Origin of the sequence: Algoriphagus vanfongensis DSM 17529, from assembly GCF_000429465.1 — a bacterium.
Lineage (GTDB): Bacteria > Bacteroidota > Bacteroidia > Cytophagales > Cyclobacteriaceae > Algoriphagus > Algoriphagus vanfongensis.
The window spans coordinates 399984-417398 of the sequence record NZ_AUBX01000014.1 but is presented as its reverse complement, the minus strand read 5'-3'; the positions used below and the strand labels follow the sequence as shown (position 1 = coordinate 417398).

General features: G+C 42.4%; 18 protein-coding genes and 1 tRNA gene. 12 read left to right on the top strand and 7 right to left on the bottom strand.

The window, feature by feature from the left end; genetic code table 11:
* The first annotated feature begins 9 nt into the window (after window positions 1–9).
* Together G460_RS0113060 and leuB are read left to right on the top strand one after the other, a co-directional pair.
* Window positions 10–1596: an alpha-isopropylmalate synthase regulatory domain-containing protein gene (locus tag G460_RS0113060; protein ID WP_026955778.1), complete on the top strand. Its 1587-nt coding sequence runs from the start codon at window positions 10–12 to the stop codon at window positions 1594–1596.
* The gene (leuB, locus tag G460_RS0113055) at window positions 1565–2632 is read left to right on the top strand and encodes a 3-isopropylmalate dehydrogenase (RefSeq protein WP_026955777.1); all 1068 of its coding nucleotides are present in this window, start codon (window positions 1565–1567) and stop codon (window positions 2630–2632) included. Before G460_RS0113060 ends, leuB begins: the two co-directional genes overlap by 32 nt.
* An 89-nt stretch (window positions 2633–2721) precedes the next feature.
* Here leuB and G460_RS0113050 read toward each other — a convergent pair whose 3' ends face one another.
* From G460_RS0113050 to G460_RS0113040, 3 genes are read right to left on the bottom strand one after another with little or no spacing between them, the layout of a single operon-like run.
* Window positions 2722–3240: a hypothetical protein gene (locus G460_RS0113050; protein WP_157366927.1), complete on the bottom strand. Its 519-nt coding sequence runs from the start codon at window positions 3238–3240 to the stop codon at window positions 2722–2724.
* Window positions 3241–3275: 35 nt separating this feature from the next.
* On the bottom strand, window positions 3276–3491 hold the full coding sequence (locus G460_RS0113045) for a DUF2442 domain-containing protein (protein ID WP_026955775.1): 216 nt from the start codon (window positions 3489–3491) through the stop codon (window positions 3276–3278).
* Between the two features lie 37 nt (window positions 3492–3528).
* Complete coding sequence (locus G460_RS0113040) at window positions 3529–4113, bottom strand: hypothetical protein (RefSeq protein ID WP_026955774.1); 585 nt, start codon at window positions 4111–4113, stop codon at window positions 3529–3531.
* On the opposite strand from G460_RS0113040, the gene truA reads away from it, so the two are divergent.
* From truA to G460_RS0113020, 4 genes are all read left to right on the top strand, one after another.
* Window positions 4094–4999 carry a tRNA pseudouridine(38-40) synthase TruA gene (gene truA / locus G460_RS0113035; protein ID WP_084421301.1) on the top strand — a complete coding sequence of 302 codons (906 nt, stop codon included), beginning with the start codon at window positions 4094–4096 and terminating at the stop codon, window positions 4997–4999. The genes G460_RS0113040 and truA overlap by 20 nt on opposite strands.
* Window positions 5000–5170: 171 nt before the next feature.
* Complete coding sequence (rimO, locus tag G460_RS0113030) at window positions 5171–6484, top strand: 30S ribosomal protein S12 methylthiotransferase RimO (RefSeq protein ID WP_026955772.1); 1314 nt, start codon at window positions 5171–5173, stop codon at window positions 6482–6484.
* A gap of 124 nt (window positions 6485–6608) precedes the next feature.
* Window positions 6609–7772, top strand: coding sequence for a hypothetical protein (locus G460_RS0113025; protein ID WP_026955771.1), 1164 nt, complete (start codon window positions 6609–6611; stop codon window positions 7770–7772).
* Window positions 7773–7939: 167 nt separating this feature from the next.
* A complete protein-coding gene (locus G460_RS0113020) occupies window positions 7940–8935 on the top strand; it encodes an adenosine kinase (RefSeq protein ID WP_026955770.1) in 996 nt (331 codons plus the stop codon).
* 29 nt (window positions 8936–8964) lie between these two features.
* Here the strand turns inward: G460_RS0113020 and G460_RS0113015 are convergent, their stop codons facing one another.
* Complete coding sequence (locus tag G460_RS0113015) at window positions 8965–9696, bottom strand: nitroreductase family protein (protein ID WP_026955769.1); 732 nt, start codon at window positions 9694–9696, stop codon at window positions 8965–8967.
* A 74-nt stretch (window positions 9697–9770) separates the two neighbouring features.
* On the opposite strand from G460_RS0113015, the gene G460_RS0113010 reads away from it, so the two are divergent.
* A complete protein-coding gene (locus G460_RS0113010) occupies window positions 9771–11258 on the top strand; it encodes a DUF5687 family protein (protein WP_026955768.1) in 1488 nt (495 codons plus the stop codon).
* On the top strand, window positions 11255–11950 hold the full coding sequence (locus G460_RS0113005; RefSeq protein ID WP_026955767.1) for an ABC transporter ATP-binding protein: 696 nt from the start codon (window positions 11255–11257) through the stop codon (window positions 11948–11950). The genes G460_RS0113010 and G460_RS0113005 overlap by 4 nt, the downstream gene beginning before the upstream one ends.
* 95 nt (window positions 11951–12045) lie before the next feature.
* On the opposite strand, the gene G460_RS0113000 is transcribed toward G460_RS0113005, so the two are convergent.
* The 3 genes from G460_RS0113000 to G460_RS0112990 all read right to left on the bottom strand — a co-directional run bounded on the left by G460_RS0113000 (window position 12046) and on the right by G460_RS0112990 (window position 13285).
* Window positions 12046–12127, bottom strand: a tRNA-Leu gene (locus tag G460_RS0113000).
* Window positions 12128–12214: 87 nt separating this feature from the next.
* Window positions 12215–12511, bottom strand: coding sequence for a putative quinol monooxygenase (locus G460_RS0112995; RefSeq protein WP_026955766.1), 297 nt, complete (start codon window positions 12509–12511; stop codon window positions 12215–12217).
* A gap of 3 nt (window positions 12512–12514) precedes the next feature.
* Entirely contained in the window at window positions 12515–13285 is a 771-nt protein-coding gene (locus G460_RS0112990) for an SAM hydrolase/SAM-dependent halogenase family protein (protein ID WP_026955765.1), read from the bottom strand.
* Window positions 13286–13388: 103 nt separating this feature from the next.
* Here G460_RS0112990 and G460_RS0112985 point away from each other — a divergent pair, with 103 nt between their 5' ends.
* From G460_RS0112985 to G460_RS0112965, 4 genes are all read left to right on the top strand, one after another.
* Window positions 13389–14378: a PhoH family protein gene (locus G460_RS0112985; RefSeq protein ID WP_026955764.1), complete on the top strand. Its 990-nt coding sequence runs from the start codon at window positions 13389–13391 to the stop codon at window positions 14376–14378.
* The gene (locus G460_RS0112980) at window positions 14347–14781 is read left to right on the top strand and encodes a GNAT family N-acetyltransferase (protein ID WP_026955763.1); all 435 of its coding nucleotides are present in this window, start codon (window positions 14347–14349) and stop codon (window positions 14779–14781) included. Before G460_RS0112985 ends, G460_RS0112980 begins: the two co-directional genes overlap by 32 nt.
* A 36-nt stretch (window positions 14782–14817) precedes the next feature.
* On the top strand, window positions 14818–15402 hold the full coding sequence (locus G460_RS0112975) for a DUF3575 domain-containing protein (protein ID WP_026955762.1): 585 nt from the start codon (window positions 14818–14820) through the stop codon (window positions 15400–15402).
* Between the two features lie 163 nt (window positions 15403–15565).
* Window positions 15566–17389, top strand: a complete 1824-nt coding sequence (locus G460_RS0112965) for a ComEC/Rec2 family competence protein (RefSeq protein ID WP_169817514.1) — start codon at window positions 15566–15568, stop codon at window positions 17387–17389.
* Window positions 17390–17415: the final 26 nt, after the last annotated feature.

Genomic DNA, 17415 nt, shown 5'->3' with positions numbered 1-17415 from the left:
CCAATTCGAATGACGGCTAATCGCAAAATAGAAATCATGGATACTACCCTGAGGGATGGAGAACAGACCTCAGGAGTTTCCTTTTTGCCTTCAGAAAAACTACAGATAGCCAAACTACTACTCGACGAACTCAAAGTCGATAGGATAGAAGTGGCATCGGCTCGTGTTTCTGATGGGGAATTGGAAGGTGTTCAGAAAATCACCCAATGGGCTGCCCAAAAGGGGTATTTGGATCGTGTGGAGGTATTGGGCTTTGTAGATACGCCTGCTTCTGTGGATTGGATACTTTCTGCGGGAGCCAAAGTATTGAATTTGTTGACCAAAGGCTCTTTGAATCATTTGGTCCATCAATTGAAAAAAACTCCAGAGCAGCATTTCACAGCGATAGAAGAGTCAATCAACTACGCCAGAAAGAATGGAGTTGCTGTCAATGTCTATCTGGAAGACTGGTCCAACGGAATGAGGAACTCAAGGGAATATACCTTGAACCTGATCGAGTTTTTGACCAAACAGCCTGTAGAGAGAATCATGCTACCCGATACATTGGGTTTGCTTTCTCCAGATGAGGTCAGAGCCTATTTTGAATTAATCAGAGAGAAATTCCCAACTGCCCATTTCGATTTTCATGCGCACAACGATTACGATCTTTCCGTGGCCAATGTCATGGAGGCTTTGCTTCACGGTGCTTCAGGACTTCATACGACCATCAATGGTTTGGGAGAAAGAGCCGGAAATGCTCCTTTAGAGTCTGTGATCGCTGTGATCAAAGATTTCACTGACCTGGAGATTGGCGTGCAGGAGCAGAAGATTTTCCGTGTTTCCAAATTAGTGGAGCAGTTTTCAGGGCAGCATATTCCTGCAAACAAGCCTGTAGTCGGTGAGAATGTCTTTACTCAGACCGCAGGAATCCACGCTGATGGAGACAACAAAAAGAACCTGTATTTCAATGATCTGATGCCCGAGCGATTTGGTCGTCAGAGAAAATATGCCTTAGGAAAAACTTCTGGCAAGGCTAACATTGTCAAAAATTTGGAGGAACTCGGTATTTCATTGGAGAAAGATGAACTGGCCCGAGTGACGCAGCGCATCATCGAACTGGGTGATAAAAAAGAGCGAGTGACCACAGAGGATTTGCCTTACATCATCTCTGATGTCTTGCAAAACAACTCGATTTCCAAAGATATCAGCATCGAAGGCTATCACATGACGCACTCCAAAGGCCTGAAGCCAACTGTGCAGCTGAGAATGAAGATTCACGGTAAATTTTATGATGAAATTGCTACCGGAGACGGTCAGTATGACTCCTTCATGAAAGCTTTGAAAAAGATCTATAAAACTCTGGGAAAAGAGCTTCCCAAGTTGACAGATTACCATGTGTCCATTCCTCCGGGAGGAAAAACTGATGCCTTTGTAGAGACGGTCATCACTTGGGACTATGGAAAGATATTTAAAACGAAAGGCCTAGATGCCGATCAGACGGTGGCTGCGATGATGGCTACCGAAAAAATGCTCAACATCATCGAAACAATTAATTATAATCCAGAAAAAGAAGAATCCACTTACTATGGAAATGAATATCGCGCTGTTGCCGGGTGACGGCATCGGTCCAGAAGTGATTGCTCAGGCAGTCAAAGTAGTCAAAGCAGTTGGTCAGAAATTTGGCCATGAAATCAGTTTCAAAGAAGGAGTAGTCGGTGCTGCGGCAATCGATGCCACCGGAGATCCTTATCCTGATGCAACTCACGAAGTTTGCGCTGCTGCAGATGCAGTGCTTTTCGGTGCTATTGGAGACCCGAAGTATGACAACGACCCGAAAGCGAAGGTTCGTCCTGAGCAGGGTTTGTTGAGAATGCGTCAAAAATTAGGCTTGTTCGCCAACGTGAGACCAACTTTTACCTTTCCTTCTTTGGTGCATAAGTCTCCTTTGAAATTGGAAAGAGTAGAAGGTGTTGATTTCGTTTTCTTCAGAGAATTGACCGGTGGTGTTTATTTTGGTGAACCTAGAGGTCGTAATGAGCAAGGAACCAAAGCTTTTGATACCAATGTGTACAGCAAAGAAGAAATCACTCGTTTGGCGAGAATGGGCTTTGAAGCTGCGCAAAAGAGAAGAAAAGTTTTGACCTGTGTGGATAAAGCTAACGTGATGGCAACTTCCAGATTGTGGAGAGAAACTGTGCAGGAATTGGCAGCTGAGTATCCAGAAGTGAAAGTGGAATACGAATTCGTAGATGCTGTGGCGATGAGGTTGATCCAATGGCCAAAAGCGTACGACGTATTGATCACTGAAAACCTTTTTGGTGATATATTGACCGATGAAGCTTCTGTGATTTCAGGTTCTATGGGCTTGATGCCATCTGCTTCTTTGGGTTCCAATGTTAAATTGTTTGAGCCGATTCATGGATCTTATCCTCAAGCTGCCGGAAAGGACATCGCAAACCCATTAGCAACAGTTCTTTCTGCTGCAATGATGTTTGAGTACGCTTTTGATATGAAAGAAGAAGCGAAAGCTATTTCTGACGTGGTGAATCTTTCACTTGCCGAGGGAGTGGTGACCGAAGATATCGCAGAAGGCGGAAAAGCCTACAAAACTTCAGAAGTCGGCGATTGGTTGGCTGCGAAGATTTTGGGGTAAATAAACCGAAAAGACTATCTATTCGAGATTTGTAATCTTGAATTCTATATATCTAAAAACCACCTCAGAAATGGGGTGGTTTTTTTACTTCATCTGATTTTTTTCATTTTTCTTAGTAAGAGAATTTCATTTTTTAATTCTTCCAAAGCTTTTTTCTTTATATCTAAAATTTGGGATTCCAATTCGAGTATTTTTATTGGATTATTGATGTCGGGAGGAGGTGGAGGAAAAAAGCCTGAACCAAAATAATATGGGGATTCAAAACTTCTAGAAAGGCCGCATTGAGAAATTGATATATTTCCTTCGCTATTAAAATTAGTGTAGACTAACCAAGTTTCATAGAGATTATGAGGGATCATTGAGCAAGTATTGTGAGAAATGCCGTTAACAAATGACGAATCTATTATCTCTCCCTTAAACAACTCGATAATTTCTAATACATAGCTTCCGTCATTTCTTATTTCTGTTACTCTACCAACAAAGATTAATTCGTTTTCCTCAAAACTTAATTTCTGAGCTTCTTCTAAATTTTTGTTCATTATACAATCGCATGCAGAAGAATAACTCCAATGAAAAAATAAAAGGATGACAAAAAAAAGATGTTTCATTTTAATATTTGAATAGTTTTCTATTTTCCCTGAGGTCACTTCTGATTTTTTACTAGCTCATTTACCGAAATATCTTCATCTATTAAGGGCCAGTGGATTCCATAGCCGGAAGGAGAAATTTTGTATTTAATACGTTCTTCCTCTGAAGCTTCAAAAAGCCTAGTGGAAACTTCCCTTACATCCTGAATCACTTTCATCCCGTTTCTTGAGATAATCATCCGGTCTTCAACGAAAGTTATTTCAGTTTCCATAAATTCAAATTTCTAATTTCAGATTTCAAACTTTAGGTCAATCCTTCGCCGGATTGATCATAATATGCGCACGATGCGTGCCAGGGTCCATAATCCAAGGCAAGCCCGGTCCAGCTGGACTCAATGGAAGTCCGGTGCTTTCGGCAGTAGCCCATGGAATATAAATCACTGATCGTGTATAGGTGTTTTTTGCCTCTCCAGTAGTCCAATTCACATCAGCTTCATCGGCAGTCAATGCATTTAAAACGCTTCCCTGATCAGGCAATTGAAGTTTTCCGGCTTTGGATTCTGCTTCCCGGATGTCAAAGATCTCCTTAAATGTTTTTCCCTCTTTTTTGAGTTCCCAGCCTCTTGCCATAAAAGGTTGTGCGGATATATGATAACTCGCAATGCTCAGTCCTTCTCTACTCGGATCATCACCCAAACAAACTGTCTGGTTACTTCCTTGTCGAAGAAGAATGATGTCTCCATCTGTGCCGTATCCATAAACTGTTGCATTTTCCCGCTGATCCTCTGGAGCTGCTAGCAATGCCATTTTTATCTGAATTTCTTTTGAAGGAGGGTTTTGTCCAAAGGCAGAAATCCCTGCAAAAATCAGTAGTATGCTGAGAAATGTTTTCATAAGAGTATTTTTGGGTTTGTATCAAGTTACTCAACCTGATCCAACTCTCCAAGAGACTGGAGAATCTCAAAACTCTAACAATCAACCAGTGCAAACAAGACCATTTTCCTATCTTTTTACGATTTCCTATTTTGGAGCCCGCTACAAAGGATGGGCGATCCAAAAAGGGCAAGCGACTATTCAGGGGAAGATCGAACGCGTGATTCGGTTTGTTTTGGGGCATGAAGATTTCACTGTCCTGGGTGGAAGTAGAACGGACTCGGGAGTTAGTTGTAAACAGGGATTTTTCCAGATTTTCTTAAAAGAGGAAGTCGATTGGATCCAATTGATCCCTGCTTTGAATGAAAACTTGGGAGGAGAAATTTTCATTCACGAGGTCAAACCAGTGGAGCGATCTTTTAATTTGATCCAGCAAATCCAAAGAAAAACCTATCGTTATTACTTCACGGAAAATGAGAATCATGCCTTCGCTTCCTCATTTGTAGTACCTCTTTTTAAGGATTTGAGGTTGGAACAAATGGAGCTGGCGGCAAAGGCATTTGAAGGAAGCCATGATTTTAAGGCTTTTTGTACTCCTTCCGCTACCAAATCGGATTTTACCCGCAAGATCAATTTCTGTGAAATACGAGTTGATCAAGGTGTTTTGGCAAAAGAGTTTCTGCAAGATGAAATTTATTGTTTTGAAGTGGAAGGAGAGGGTTTTTTACATCACCAGGTTCGGAAAATGATGCGGGCCATCTGGTATGTCGGGTCTGGAGAATGGAAATTGGAAGAAATCCATAACAGACTTTCTAATCCAGATTCTGATTGGCAGAAAATTCCTGCCGCCCCGGCGTACGGCTTATTCTTGTGGGAAACGCATGTCAAGAATCCTTCTGATTTTTGAATTGAAATATTTGAAAATTGTAAAATTTAAAAATTCAGCAACTTGATCTCTGGATGACCTTCAACTTCCTAGAAACAAAACTATGAGGGTCGGGAACTTTCCAACCTTTCAACTTTTTCACTTTCCAACTCTATTTTCCCTACCTTTGCATTCCCAAATCGACGAATAGCAGTGAAAGCGAGAACATTAAAAAAAGACAAGGTCAATATCATCACCATGGGTTGCTCCAAAAACTTGGTGGATTCTGAGGTGCTTTTGACCCAACTCAAAGGAAATGGAATCAACGCCAGCCATGAGTCCAATACGGATGACAATAACATCATTATCATCAATACCTGTGGCTTTATCGATAATGCCAAGCAGGAATCCATCGATACGATTTTGCAATATGTAGATGCCAAGGAGCAGGGGTTGGTGGACAAAGTCTATGTGACAGGTTGTCTTTCTCAGCGCTACAAAGACGATTTGGAAAAAGAAATCCCTCAGGTGGATGCGTTCTTTGGGACACGGGATTTGCCTGCGATTTTGAAGAAGTTCAAGGCAGATTATAAGCATGAATTGGTTGGGGAAAGATTGTTGACGCACTCTTCTCACTATGCGTACATGAAGATTTCAGAGGGATGTGACCGTCCTTGCTCTTTTTGCGCGATTCCTTTGATGAGAGGCGGACATATTTCCAGACCTATTGAAGAGTTGGTGAAAGAGGCAGAGCATAAAGCTGCCCAAGGAACCAAAGAGCTTTTGTTGATTGCTCAGGATTCAACCTATTATGGTTTGGATATTTATAAAAAGAGAAATCTTGCTGAATTGATGCGTAGACTTTCTGATGTGAATGGCATCGATTGGATCCGTTTGCATTATGCTTACCCAACCGGTTTTCCAATGGATGTGATCGAGGTGATGAAAGAGCGGGATAATATCTGTAACTACTTGGATATTCCTTTGCAGCACGGTTCGACGGATGTGCTGAAAGCGATGCGTCGTGGAACCACCCGCCAGAAGCAGGAGGATTTAATTCACAGTATCCGAGATATTCTTCCAGATATAGCGATTCGAACTACCCTGATTGCTGGACATCCAGGTGAAGGAGAAAAAGAATACCAAGAAATGGTGGACTTTGTTGAGCGAATGAAATTTGAGCGATTGGGAGTGTTCACTTATTCTCATGAGGAAAACACCCATGCATTCACGATGGAAGATTCCATTCCTCAGGAAGTGAAACAGGAGCGGGCAAACAATCTGATGGAAATTCAGGAGCAGATTTCTTATGATTTGAATCAGGAAAAAGTTGGGAAGACTTTCAAAGTTTTAATTGATAAAAAAGAAGGGGGTCACTTCGTAGGCCGGACAGAATACGATTCTGTTGAAGTAGATAATGAAGTGTTGATAGACGCTTCCAAGGATTATTGCCGAGTGGGTGATTTTGTAAATGTGAAAATCACCGAGGCTACCGAGTTTGATTTGTATGGGGATGTAGTAGAGTAAAGCCTTATAAAATACAAGCTACTTCTTTGGAAGTAGCTTTTTTATTTTTGATCAAATTCACGAATAGCTTTCATTTTTGCCCTTTCAACCACTTCCCGTATTTTAGCGGACTAAAATCTCCCCAATGAACTTAGTAGAAGTTAGCAGTCCTGCTCAGGAAAAGGAATTTATCCAGATGGCTGTCCGTCTTTACAAAAATGAAGAGAACTGGATCAGGCCTTTGGACGCAGATATTGAAGGGCTTTTTCACCCTGAAACCAATAAGCTTTTTAGAAATGGAGCCAAAGCCAAGCGCTGGTTGCTTCAAAATGACAAAGGGGAAAGCATCGGAAGAGTGGCCGCTTTCATCAATCCCAAAATGAAAGAAAAGCAGCCGACTGGAGGTCTTGGATTCTTTGAATGCATCAATGATCAGAAGGCGGCTTTTATGTTGTTTGATGTAGCCAAAGAATGGCTGGAGTCAGAAGGGATGGAGGCCATGGATGGTCCGATCAACTTTGGAGAGAGAGATAAATGGTGGGGATTGCTTGTTGATGGCTTTTCTGAGCCTAATTACAATATGCCCTGGAACTTTGAGTACTACCAGCAGTTTTTTGAGGACTATGGTTTTCAGCTTTACTTCAAGCAGTACACGTACATGAGGCCTGTTCAGAATCTGGGATTTGATGAGAAGATGATCAAACGTGCCAATCAGATCATGGCTGATCCGGATTATTCTTTCAGATATATCAAAGGAAAAGAATTGGCGGAAAAAGCTCCGGAATATTTCATGACCGTCTACAATAAAGCTTGGGCAAGGCACATGGGGAAATCATTGTCTTTGAAAGAGGCCAAGTTGATGTTTGGGAAAATGAAGCCTATCATCGATGAGCGTTTGATTTATTTCGCTTTTCACAAGGAAGATCCAGTTGGGTTCTTTATTCAGATACCTGAGATCAACCAGATTTTCAAGCATGTCAATGGGAAGATGGATTTGATCGGGAAATTGAAATTCTTGTGGTACAAGACATTCTCTCCACCCAATAAGATGCTAGGATTAGTCTTCGGGGTAGTGCCTGAGCATCAGGGGAAGGGTGTGGAAAGCGCCATGATCATTTCTTATGATAAGATGAGCGGGAAGCCGTCTTTCCCTTATAAAACCATTGAGATGAACTGGATCGGTGATTTCAACCCGAAAATGATGCGTGTTTGTGAACAGCTTTTGGCAGAAATCTACAAGACTCATCATACTTATCGCTATTTGTTCGACAGGAATAAGCCATTTGAAAGACACCGGATTTTCGATTGACGAAGTTTGATTTACGAAATTCGAAGTACGATTTACGAGGCTCTTTTGAACCTCAGAGCGGAATTTCTCAATTGACAATAATGATTTAACTGGAATAATGAATAGTGAAATAGAACCTAACTTTCCCACTTTCAAAACCAATTTTAAAATTTTCCAATTCATAAAAAATGAAAAAATACGACGTGACAGGCATCGGAAATGCCTTGGTGGACATGGAGTTTCAAGTGACCGATCAGTTTTTTGCTGACAATGGAGTCGAAAAAGGTCTGATGACTTTGGTGGATGAAGATCGCCAAAACTCCTTGATGGCAGTGATCAATACCAAGGAGGCTAAAAAGCAAGCTGGTGGTTCAGCTGCCAATTCCATAGTGGCGGTAAGTCAGTTTGGCGGTAAGTCATTTTATAATTTCCGAGTTGCAAATGATGAATTGGGACACTTTTACTTGCAGGACTTGGTGGACTCAGGAGTTGCTATTGCCTTGAAAAAAGAGGCATTGGAAGATGGTGTGACCGGGAAATGTCTCGTCATGGTGACCGAGGACTCCGAGCGGACTATGAATTCTTTTTTAGGAATTACTCAAAATTTTTCGACTAAAGACATTCATGACTCAGCGATCAAGGATTCCAAATACCTATTCATAGAAGGATATCTAGTGACTTCTCCTAACGGAAAAGAAGCGATGGTCCACGCCAAGAAAGTTGCAGAAGAAGCAGGTACAAAGGTGGCTTTGACTTTTTCTGATCCGGCCATGGTGAAGTATTTCAAAGAAAACTTTGATGATGTGATCGGTGCTAGTGTGGACTTGCTTTTCTCCAATGAAGAAGAGGCGATGCTTTATACAGGTACAGACAATGTGATGGATGCGCGTGAAGAAATGAAAAAAGTAGCGAAGCATTTCGTGATCACTCAGGGTAAGAACGGGGCGATGATCTTTGATGGGGATACATTTATCGATATCGAGCCTTATCAGACGACTGCTATCGATTCCAATGGTGCAGGAGATATGTTTGCAGGAGCTTTCTTGTTTGGTATCACCAATGGGCATTCCTACGCATCGAGTGGCAAACTTGCTTCTATGGCTTCATCCAGAATTGTCAGCCAATTTGGTCCGAGATTACAATGGCATGAAGCCAAAGAGATTTTGGCTAGATTGAATCCTTAAAGAGATAAAAAGCCCGATTTATCGGGCTTTTATTTTTCTACCACCAACTCTTCAAAAGGAACTCGGAAACGAGGTCCGTAGATCCCTTCCGGCTTTCCGTTTCCGCATCCTATTATCATGCAGATTTCTGAGGCAGTAGGAAGATCTAAAAGTTTTTTTACACGCTTGGAGTCAAAACCCTCCATGGGACAGGTGTCATAGCCGGATGCTTTCATCGCCAGCATAAATGTCATTGATGCCAAAGCGGCGCTTTTATGCACGGAAATTCTGACATCAGTCTCGCTGACTTCCCGAACCATGGGTCTGCGAAGACCTACCCACCAAGCGATTGCTGTCTTGACCAAGGTCCATCCGGGGAATTTTCCAAAGAGTTTTGGGATCAGTTTTTTGTAATAACTCCCTATCTGTTTGACTTTTTTCTCCGATTGATTTTGTCTGGAGTTAAGGATAAACTCATAGTTGGCGTTTGCCCTGGATTTCCAAAGATCCCTTCTGGTAAGGACAATGACAAGCTCTCGGGCAGTTGTTGCAGCTTTTTGGCGCATGCAGAGCTCAGCAAGTTTATCTTTATTGGGGGAAGATTCTGGTATTCGGACAAATTGATACAGCTGCAGATTGGAACTGTTGGGGGACAGGATGGCTGCCTGAATGGCCTTTTCTACAATGTCGTGATCAAAGGCAGCTTCTTGATCAAATATTCGGACCGACCTTCTGGCCTCAACAACATCATAAAATTCGGTTTCTTGTGCAGATTTATGCATGGGTAACTTTTTAGTCAACTGAATTCTTCCTTTATTTATCCTGAGACAGTTTATTAGTTTTTAATACCAATTCTATGTTTTTCGAATTAATTCGACTGCAATTTCTAAAAAGTATTCGATCTACCTCTTTTGCCAAAAGCTTAATTACAAATATCGTTTTGGGGCTGGTCATTTTGTTGTTGCTTTCCTATGTGGTTTTGGCAGGAGTATTTCTCCCCAAAATCATTCAGGAAATCACAGGCTCTAAGGACACCTTGTCGGTGCTCAATAGTTACCTGATCTACTTCTTTTTCTTTGAGTTTATGTACCGCTACTTCATCCAGCAGCTACCTGTGGTGGATCTGGAGAGTTTGCTGCATTTGCCGATCGGGAAAAAGAAAATCATGCACATGCTGCTGGGTAGGTCCTTTTTCTCTCCGATGAGTATCATCGCTCTTTTGCTATTTCTTCCATCTGGAGTGCAGGTAGTATTGCCGGAATACGGCATGCTAGGCGTGCTGGGATGGGTAGGGTCCATCGTCTTGATGAGCTGGATTTTGCATTGGTTCATGTTGTGGTTCAAACAGAAGTTTGAAGATTCCACGCTGGGCTTGATCATCGTGGTGGCAGTTCTTGTTCTTGGTTCTGGATCAAGTTACATGGGTTGGTATAATCTGGGCGAGATCATAAAGCCACTCTTTGACTTTGCATTGACCAGTCTGATTCCGGTAATTGTTTTGGTGATAGGCTTGATTGGGAGTTACTTTTTGTGCTTTTCTTATTACCTATCCAATGCTTATTTGGAAGATCTTTCGGAGGAGGAAAACGTCCGCTTTACGGATCAGTCCATTGGCTTTTTCTCAAGATTTGGTCAGGCAGGTGAGATGGCCAATGTAGAGTGGAAGCTGATCATCCGGCATAAAAAAAGTAGGACTTACTTGATGCTCACGGGTTTTTTTCTCTTGTATGGTTTGATCTTTTATACCAATCCTGCCTATGCATCTGACGAGGGGATTTCGCCAATTTTCATTTTTGTAGGGGTGTTTATCACCGGCATTTTCATGATCCAGTATGGGCAATTGTTCCTCAGCTGGAATTCGCAGAACTTTGATTTTTACCTATCCAAAAAGGGCGGTGTCGAAGAGCTGGTCAAAGGAAAATACTTGCTGTTTATTTCAGTTTCGATTTTGTGTTTTTTAGCTTCGGTACCTTACGTTTACTTCGGATGGCAGATTTTGGCGGTTCATGCGGCTACCTTTTTGTTCAATGTCGGGGTGCTGGTTCATGCGATCATTTATTTGGCCCTGTGGAAGCCCAAGCCAATGGACCTGAACAAAGGGGCCATGTTTAACTACGAAGGAGTAGGGGCGGCTCAATGGCTGATGGTAGTACCGATGATGGTTTTGCCTTATTTGATTTACCTGCCTTTCTCCTTGTTGATCAACGATTACGCCGGATTGATAGCTTTGTCGCTTTGCGGGATAGTTGGGATTTTGAGCTTTAAGCTTTTGAGCAAAATAAATATCAAACGAGTTTACGATAATAAATACGAGATTTCTTCCTCTTTTAGACAAGAATTATGATCAAGATAGATAGCCTTAAAAAGCAATACAAAGAAGCCGTGGTGCTGGATGTGGAATCCTTGGAAATTCCCTCTTCGGAGTGTTTCGGCTTAGTAGGCAATAACGGAGCTGGGAAAACCACTCTTTTTCGGATGATTTTGGATCTGGTAAGACCGACAAGCGGCTCGGTAAGTATCGGAGGTAAGGAAGTGACTCAGGATGAGGAGTGGAAAAAGACCACTGGAGCCTATCTGGATGAGCACATGCTTCTGGCATACCTGACTCCGGATGAGTATTTTCAGACCTTGAGGAAAATATACGGCTTGACTGATGCAGATCTTGAGGCCCATTTGGCCAAGTTTACGGAGCTGTTCAATGATGAAGTAAGGGGGAAGAAAAAGTATATTAGAGATCTATCGAAAGGTAACTTGAAGAAAGTAGGGATCGCAGCTGCCATGATGGGAAATCCGGAAGTGGTTTTGCTGGATGAACCCTTCGAAAATTTGGATCCAAGTTCTCAGATCCGATTGAAAAAATTGATCCTGAAGGAGAAAGAAGAGTCAAGAATGACGTTTCTGATTTCTTCTCACGATTTGAATCATGTGACGGAGATTTGTGACCGGATTGTCCTTCTAGAGAAAGGAAGAGTAATCCGGGATATGCATGACAAAGCTATGATGATGACAGAACTGGAAGCCTATTTCACCGGCTAAAAAGGGTAATAGGTAGATTTAGAAGCCTCTTCAATTTGGAGAGGTTTTTTTATTGCCTACAAACGAAAAAAGGCTCACATTTCTGTGAGCCTTTGTACCCAGGGCCGGAGTCGAACCGGCACGCCCGAAGGCATTGGTGTTTGAGACCAACGCGTCTACCAATTCCGCCACCTGGGCATTTCAAGCAGGTTTTTGATGACCTGATCCAGTTCCTTTCCGAACGGGATGCAAATATGAGTCTATTTTTTTTATCCTCCAATAGCTCTATCCCAATTCGTCTATTTTTTTTGAAGAAAAAGCAAAGGGCCTGTCACCAAACAATGTCTTCGTAGGAATCCATACGGATTTAAAAAGCTCAGAATCACGGTATTGATTCAGTGAATTTTCGGAGTCCCAAATGGAATAAGTAGTGAAAATATTTTTTTGATTTTCGTCCTGCCATAGCTCTAAGTGCCTGCATCCGGGGGAATTTCTGATTTTTTTCTTGTTCTCATCAAAAATCCTGAGGAAATCGCCCACTTTCTCTTCCTGAAATGTCATACGAACTACCCGGATCAACATCGCTTAGGAGTTGAAATGAATGTAGACAACGCTTTCGAATTTCAAACCGAGCAAATTCCCGCCATGTCCGTGATTGATCCCGATTTCCAATAGGCCTAGACTATTGAAATAGGCAAAGCAGTCGCCTGGTTCGACTTGATCGCAGCCAGCGCTCAAGCGGTCGAGACTTTCCCTGCCAAATTCAATGGAGAAACTTCCGGGATTCAACTGATCGAAAACTTCCTTTCGGATATTCGTGATTAGATTTCCGTAGCGATCCACCCGCATCACATGGCCAATGATCAGCTCCCGAGTGGCTTTGGGATTGCGAGGCATCAATTTCCTGAAATTTGTCAAAGGTCCTCCGAAATCATGGATTGCGGCTCCAGATGCTACTTTTGCTGCAATCGGAGCTAAAATATCTTTGGCTGGAAATGAGGTGTCTTTCAGGTGGATATCCGCAAACTGTACCAAAATACCGGGGTCTTGGTCTGCCAATAGACTCAAAATTCCATTGTTGGGACCAATGAAAATATGTTCTTCCAATTTCACTCCGATATAACCTTGCGTCATGTTTCCAGTTGTATTCATGGCAACGAGGTGGACGGTTCCTTTGGGGAAATCCCGAAAAGTAGCTCGGAGAATAAAGGCAGCATGCGCTAGATCGAAGGTCTCGATACTGTGAGAAATGTCGATGATGTTCAATTGCGGATTGATCGCCAACATTTTGGCTTTCACCGCAGGTACGTAGTAGTCTTGGTCCCCAAAATCTGAGAGGAATGTCACCAATGCCATAGAAGCAAGTCAATTAAAATTATGTACTTTTGTTAGGAGGGCTCAGGACAAAAATAGAAATTTTATCCTATCCCATTCAAGCAGATTTAATCAAAGAAAAAGTTTGGTAGAAAAAGTAATCACACTGGAAAATGTGCCCCTTGCAGAGTTTTTGGGGACTGCCAATGAAAATATACGGCAACTGGCACAAGCCTTTCCACAATCAAAAATCATCTCTCGGGGCAATGAAATCCGAATTCAGGGAGGAGCTCCGGAAATCTTGCGTATCAATAATGTGCTCAATTTATTGCTGGAGCACATGGATCGATTTGGGCATCTCACACCTGAAAATGTCAAAGATTATCTTGACGTAGAAGGAGTTCCTTTTGAGGAAGCCAATCGAGATCAGGTGATTGTATTTGGCAATAAGGGGCTGGTCATCAAGCCAAAGTCTCCAAATCAGCGTAAGCTGGTAGAGGCTGCGATGAAGAATGATTTGGTTTTTGCCCTTGGGCCAGCTGGTACCGGGAAGACCTATATCGCAGTAGCATTGGCGGTGCGTGCATTGAAAAATCGCGAAGTCAAGCGAATCATCATTACAAGACCGGCCGTAGAAGCAGGAGAAAACTTGGGTTTTTTGCCTGGCGACTTGCAGGAAAAACTCGATCCGTATTTGCGTCCGATCTATGATGCACTTCAGGATATGGTGCCGCCGGAAAAGCTGAAGTATTATCAAGAAACAAGAGTCATAGAGATAGCTCCTCTAGCCTATATGAGAGGACGGACTCTCCATGATGCCTTCGTGCTGCTGGATGAAGCTCAAAATACTACCTCGGAGCAGATCAAGATGTTTTTGACGCGAATGGGGCCCAATTCTAAGGTGATCATCACTGGGGATCAGACGCAGGTAGACCTTCCTGTCAGACAAAAATCCGGGCTTTCTGAAGCCTTGAGAATTTTGAAAGATGTCAAAGGGATCGGTATCGTCAATTTAAGTGGGAAGGACGTGATCCGGCACAAATTGGTGAAAGCAATTATCGAAGCATACGAAAAGAATCAGGAAGAAAAAGAGCAACAGAAGTATGAGTCTGCTAGTAGAAAAGGCACTAGGTAAGTCTGCAAAAGACATTGTCTTCAGTATTCGCTCAAAGGTTTTTGTAGAAGAGCAGAATGTTCCTGCTGACAAAGAGTATGATCAGTTTGAAGATGAATCTTTTCATTTTCTAGCTTCTGCACAAGGAAAACCTGTGGGGGCAGCCCGTTGGAGATTTACTTCAGAGGGGATAAAACTGGAAAGATTTGCAGTTCTTTCCGAAGCAAGGGGGAAAGGAGTAGGGCAAGCTTTACTCACTGCGGTCTTAAGAGATATTATGGTTCATCCTGATGCCAAAGGAAAAATGAAATACCTCAACTCTCAGATTCTTGCTGTCCCTTTGTATGAGAAATTCGGTTTCAAAAAAGTTGGGGATCAATTTGAAGAGTGTAATATCCAGCATTATAGAATGGAACTGGCCTAAGTTTTGAGTATTTTTGACCAACTAGAATTTTAAACTATGAAAAAACTATTATTTGCCATGTTGCTAATGGGTGCAGTCGTGACAAACGCCCAATCCCAGGAAGTCATCTCAAGTAGTACCGGAAATGGGTATGTCGGAGATTTTAGCAATGAAGTGAAAGTAAACTTCTTTAATCTGATTGCTTTGGGATCTATTGAGATTGGCTATGAAAGATTTCTTTCCAGTGACCATTCTTTGGACTTGCAGCTTCTACTCAATGACAGGTTTGGGTTCAACAATGAAAATAAAGGGAAGAAATATAAAACTAACTCAGCTCAGGTTTCGATGAACTTCTATTTTGGAGGAAATAATACTGATCAGCTACCAAGAGGTCGATTTTACATCTATCCATTGGCGAAGTTACGTTTTGGGGAGTTTGAAGAAACTGTCGATGGAGGGGTGACTACCACCAATATGAATGCGTTCATGTTTGGCGCAGGAGCAGGATACAAATGGGAGATTTCCGATCATTTCGCATTTGGTCCATATGCAAGTGTGACCAGAGGCTTCAGCGATGAAGTAGCAGACAGGTTTGCCAGGATAGAAGTCAATGCTGGTTTTAGTTTAGGATATAGGTTCTAAAGTTTTATAAGAGAATAGTTTAGCCCCGTTTTGGGGCTATTTTTTTGCCAGCAATTTCTTAAATTCACTTTCAATTTTTTTGAAGATGAGGTTTGCTGATTTTCCATTTTTAAGATACTTGCCGTTTCTCCTTCTAGGTCTGGCCATTGGGAGTCGGCTACACTTGTCAATAATACTTATCTCCATTTTGTTGGCTCTGTGTTGGTCGGGGATGTCGCTATTGAGTATTCGCAAAATGGGAAGGGGATTTGTCGCTATTGCCGCCTATTTTCAGTTGGTTTTACTGGGCATCTTGTGTCAAAGTATCCATTCCGCTCATCGCCAGCCCTCTGATTCGGTGGAAGGACCTTTTTTAGCAGTGGCATTGCAGGAGGATGTGGCCAAAGAAAATTCCAATCAAAATCTTTTGGAGGTTTTGGCTACTTTTCATGATGGACAATGGAGAGAGGTTGGAGGGAAGGTGCTTTTCTACCACCAGTCGGAGAAGGGCATTAGGCAAGGTGATGTCCTGGTGGTGCATCAAAAGCCTCCTCCTGTTCCAGCTCCGCAAAATCCCGATGAGTTTGATTACAGAAAATATCTGGAGAAAAAAGGAATCGATTTTCAACAGTTTTCAAAGTCTGGCTTTCAGGTTGTGACTTCTACTGAGCAAAAGGATTGGTTTGCAGATTTGAGACATAGTTTGATTGAGCTGGTCAGGAACAAAGTCCATCACTCTAGAGCGCAGCAGGTAGCTTTGGCTTTACTTTTGGGGCAAAAGGATTTTTTGGATAGGGATACCAAAGCTGCATTTTCCGAAGCGGGTGTAATGCATATCTTGGCTGTTTCAGGATTGCATGTGGGGATATTGGTTGCGGTGTTGCTGTTTTTGGTGAAGCCGCTTCGCCTCAAAGGAAAAGCAAAAAACTATTATCATCTCGGGATAGTAGGTTGTATTTGGGTTTTTGCAGCATTGACGGGCTTTAGCCCTTCGGTGGCACGGGCTTCTGTTATGTTTTCATTGATCACTCTGGGGCAGATGAAAGGGAGAAAACCTCCTGTTTTTAATATTTTGGCCTTTTCTGCAATGCTCATGATCTTATTGGACCCAGACGTGATTTTTGAGGTGGGTTTTCAGCTTTCTTATCTGGCGGTAGCAGGAATCGTCTTGATTCAGCCATTGATCGTACGATGGTGGTTGCCTCCCAATAAAGTTTCCGAATATGTCTGGCAGCTGCTTGCGGTATCTTTAGCTGCTCAATTGGTCACTTTTCCACTTACGCTCTATTATTTTCACAGCTTTCCTACTTGGTTTTTGATTGGGAATTTGATCGCTATTCCGCTGACTTTTTGTGTGATGAATTTGGGCATTCCGCTCTTGATTTTTGGATGGATTCCTTGGGTAGGAGATTTACTCGGAGTGGGGGTGAGTCTTCTACTTCAGCTAGAACTCTGGTGCTTGGAATTGCTAAGAAATTTGCCTTTTGGGCAGGTGACAGGGATAGGTATCCAGCCCGTCTTGATGATTGTGGTTTGGTTTTTTTTATTGATTTGGGCAGCCTGGGATTATGTGTCAAAAAGAATACTAATCTATAGTGGAGCGATTGTATTCGTGATTTTTGTTGTTGTAGATCTCTACAGAGTGAGGCAGAGTGTCCGTCCTGAGTTGATCGTCTATCAAGGGCAACAGGGGTTTGCAATAGATTATTGGGATGGATCAGGTCTCAAATCATGGAATGCCGGCATCCAACCTGATGAATGGTCGTACAAAGTCGAGCCACATCGGATCCGTAGAGCCTGGGGAACGAATGCGGAGGCATTGATGAGTTTTTCTGGCTCTGACCAAGTGGTTGTTTTTCCAGAGGTCGGTATAGTTTTAGATGGGGATCAGTTGAGGTTTTGGAATAGGGTAAAGGTCAATATCTCACTTTGGGAGGAGGACTCTTGGGGTAAATCTGAGTTTGGTCGATCCATCTCCACGGATGTCACGTCAAAAATTCTTTTTTAAGCCTAATTTGGCAATCCCTTTTTCTC

Bases quoted from the DNA above. Each gene is read 5' to 3' on its own strand.
- G460_RS0113060 (WP_026955778.1), top strand. From the start codon at position 10: ATGACGGCTAATCGCAAAATAGAAATCATGGATACTACCCTGAGGGAT.
- leuB (WP_026955777.1), top strand. From the start codon at position 1,565: ATGGAAATGAATATCGCGCTGTTGCCGGGTGACGGCATCGGTCCAGAA.
- G460_RS0113050 (WP_157366927.1), bottom strand. From the start codon at position 3,240: ATGAAACATCTTTTTTTTGTCATCCTTTTATTTTTTCATTGGAGTTAT.
- G460_RS0113045 (WP_026955775.1), bottom strand. From the start codon at position 3,491: ATGGAAACTGAAATAACTTTCGTTGAAGACCGGATGATTATCTCAAGA.
- truA (WP_084421301.1), top strand. From the start codon at position 4,094: ATGCTGAGAAATGTTTTCATAAGAGTATTTTTGGGTTTGTATCAAGTT.
- G460_RS0113040 (WP_026955774.1), bottom strand. From the start codon at position 4,113: ATGAAAACATTTCTCAGCATACTACTGATTTTTGCAGGGATTTCTGCC.
- G460_RS0113025 (WP_026955771.1), top strand. From the start codon at position 6,609: ATGAACTTAGTAGAAGTTAGCAGTCCTGCTCAGGAAAAGGAATTTATC.
- G460_RS0113020 (WP_026955770.1), top strand. From the start codon at position 7,940: ATGAAAAAATACGACGTGACAGGCATCGGAAATGCCTTGGTGGACATG.
- G460_RS0113015 (WP_026955769.1), bottom strand. From the start codon at position 9,696: ATGCATAAATCTGCACAAGAAACCGAATTTTATGATGTTGTTGAGGCC.
- G460_RS0113010 (WP_026955768.1), top strand. From the start codon at position 9,771: ATGTTTTTCGAATTAATTCGACTGCAATTTCTAAAAAGTATTCGATCT.
- G460_RS0113005 (WP_026955767.1), top strand. From the start codon at position 11,255: ATGATCAAGATAGATAGCCTTAAAAAGCAATACAAAGAAGCCGTGGTG.
- G460_RS0112995 (WP_026955766.1), bottom strand. From the start codon at position 12,511: ATGTTGATCCGGGTAGTTCGTATGACATTTCAGGAAGAGAAAGTGGGC.
- G460_RS0112990 (WP_026955765.1), bottom strand. From the start codon at position 13,285: ATGGCATTGGTGACATTCCTCTCAGATTTTGGGGACCAAGACTACTAC.
- G460_RS0112980 (WP_026955763.1), top strand. From the start codon at position 14,347: ATGAGTCTGCTAGTAGAAAAGGCACTAGGTAAGTCTGCAAAAGACATT.
- G460_RS0112975 (WP_026955762.1), top strand. From the start codon at position 14,818: ATGAAAAAACTATTATTTGCCATGTTGCTAATGGGTGCAGTCGTGACA.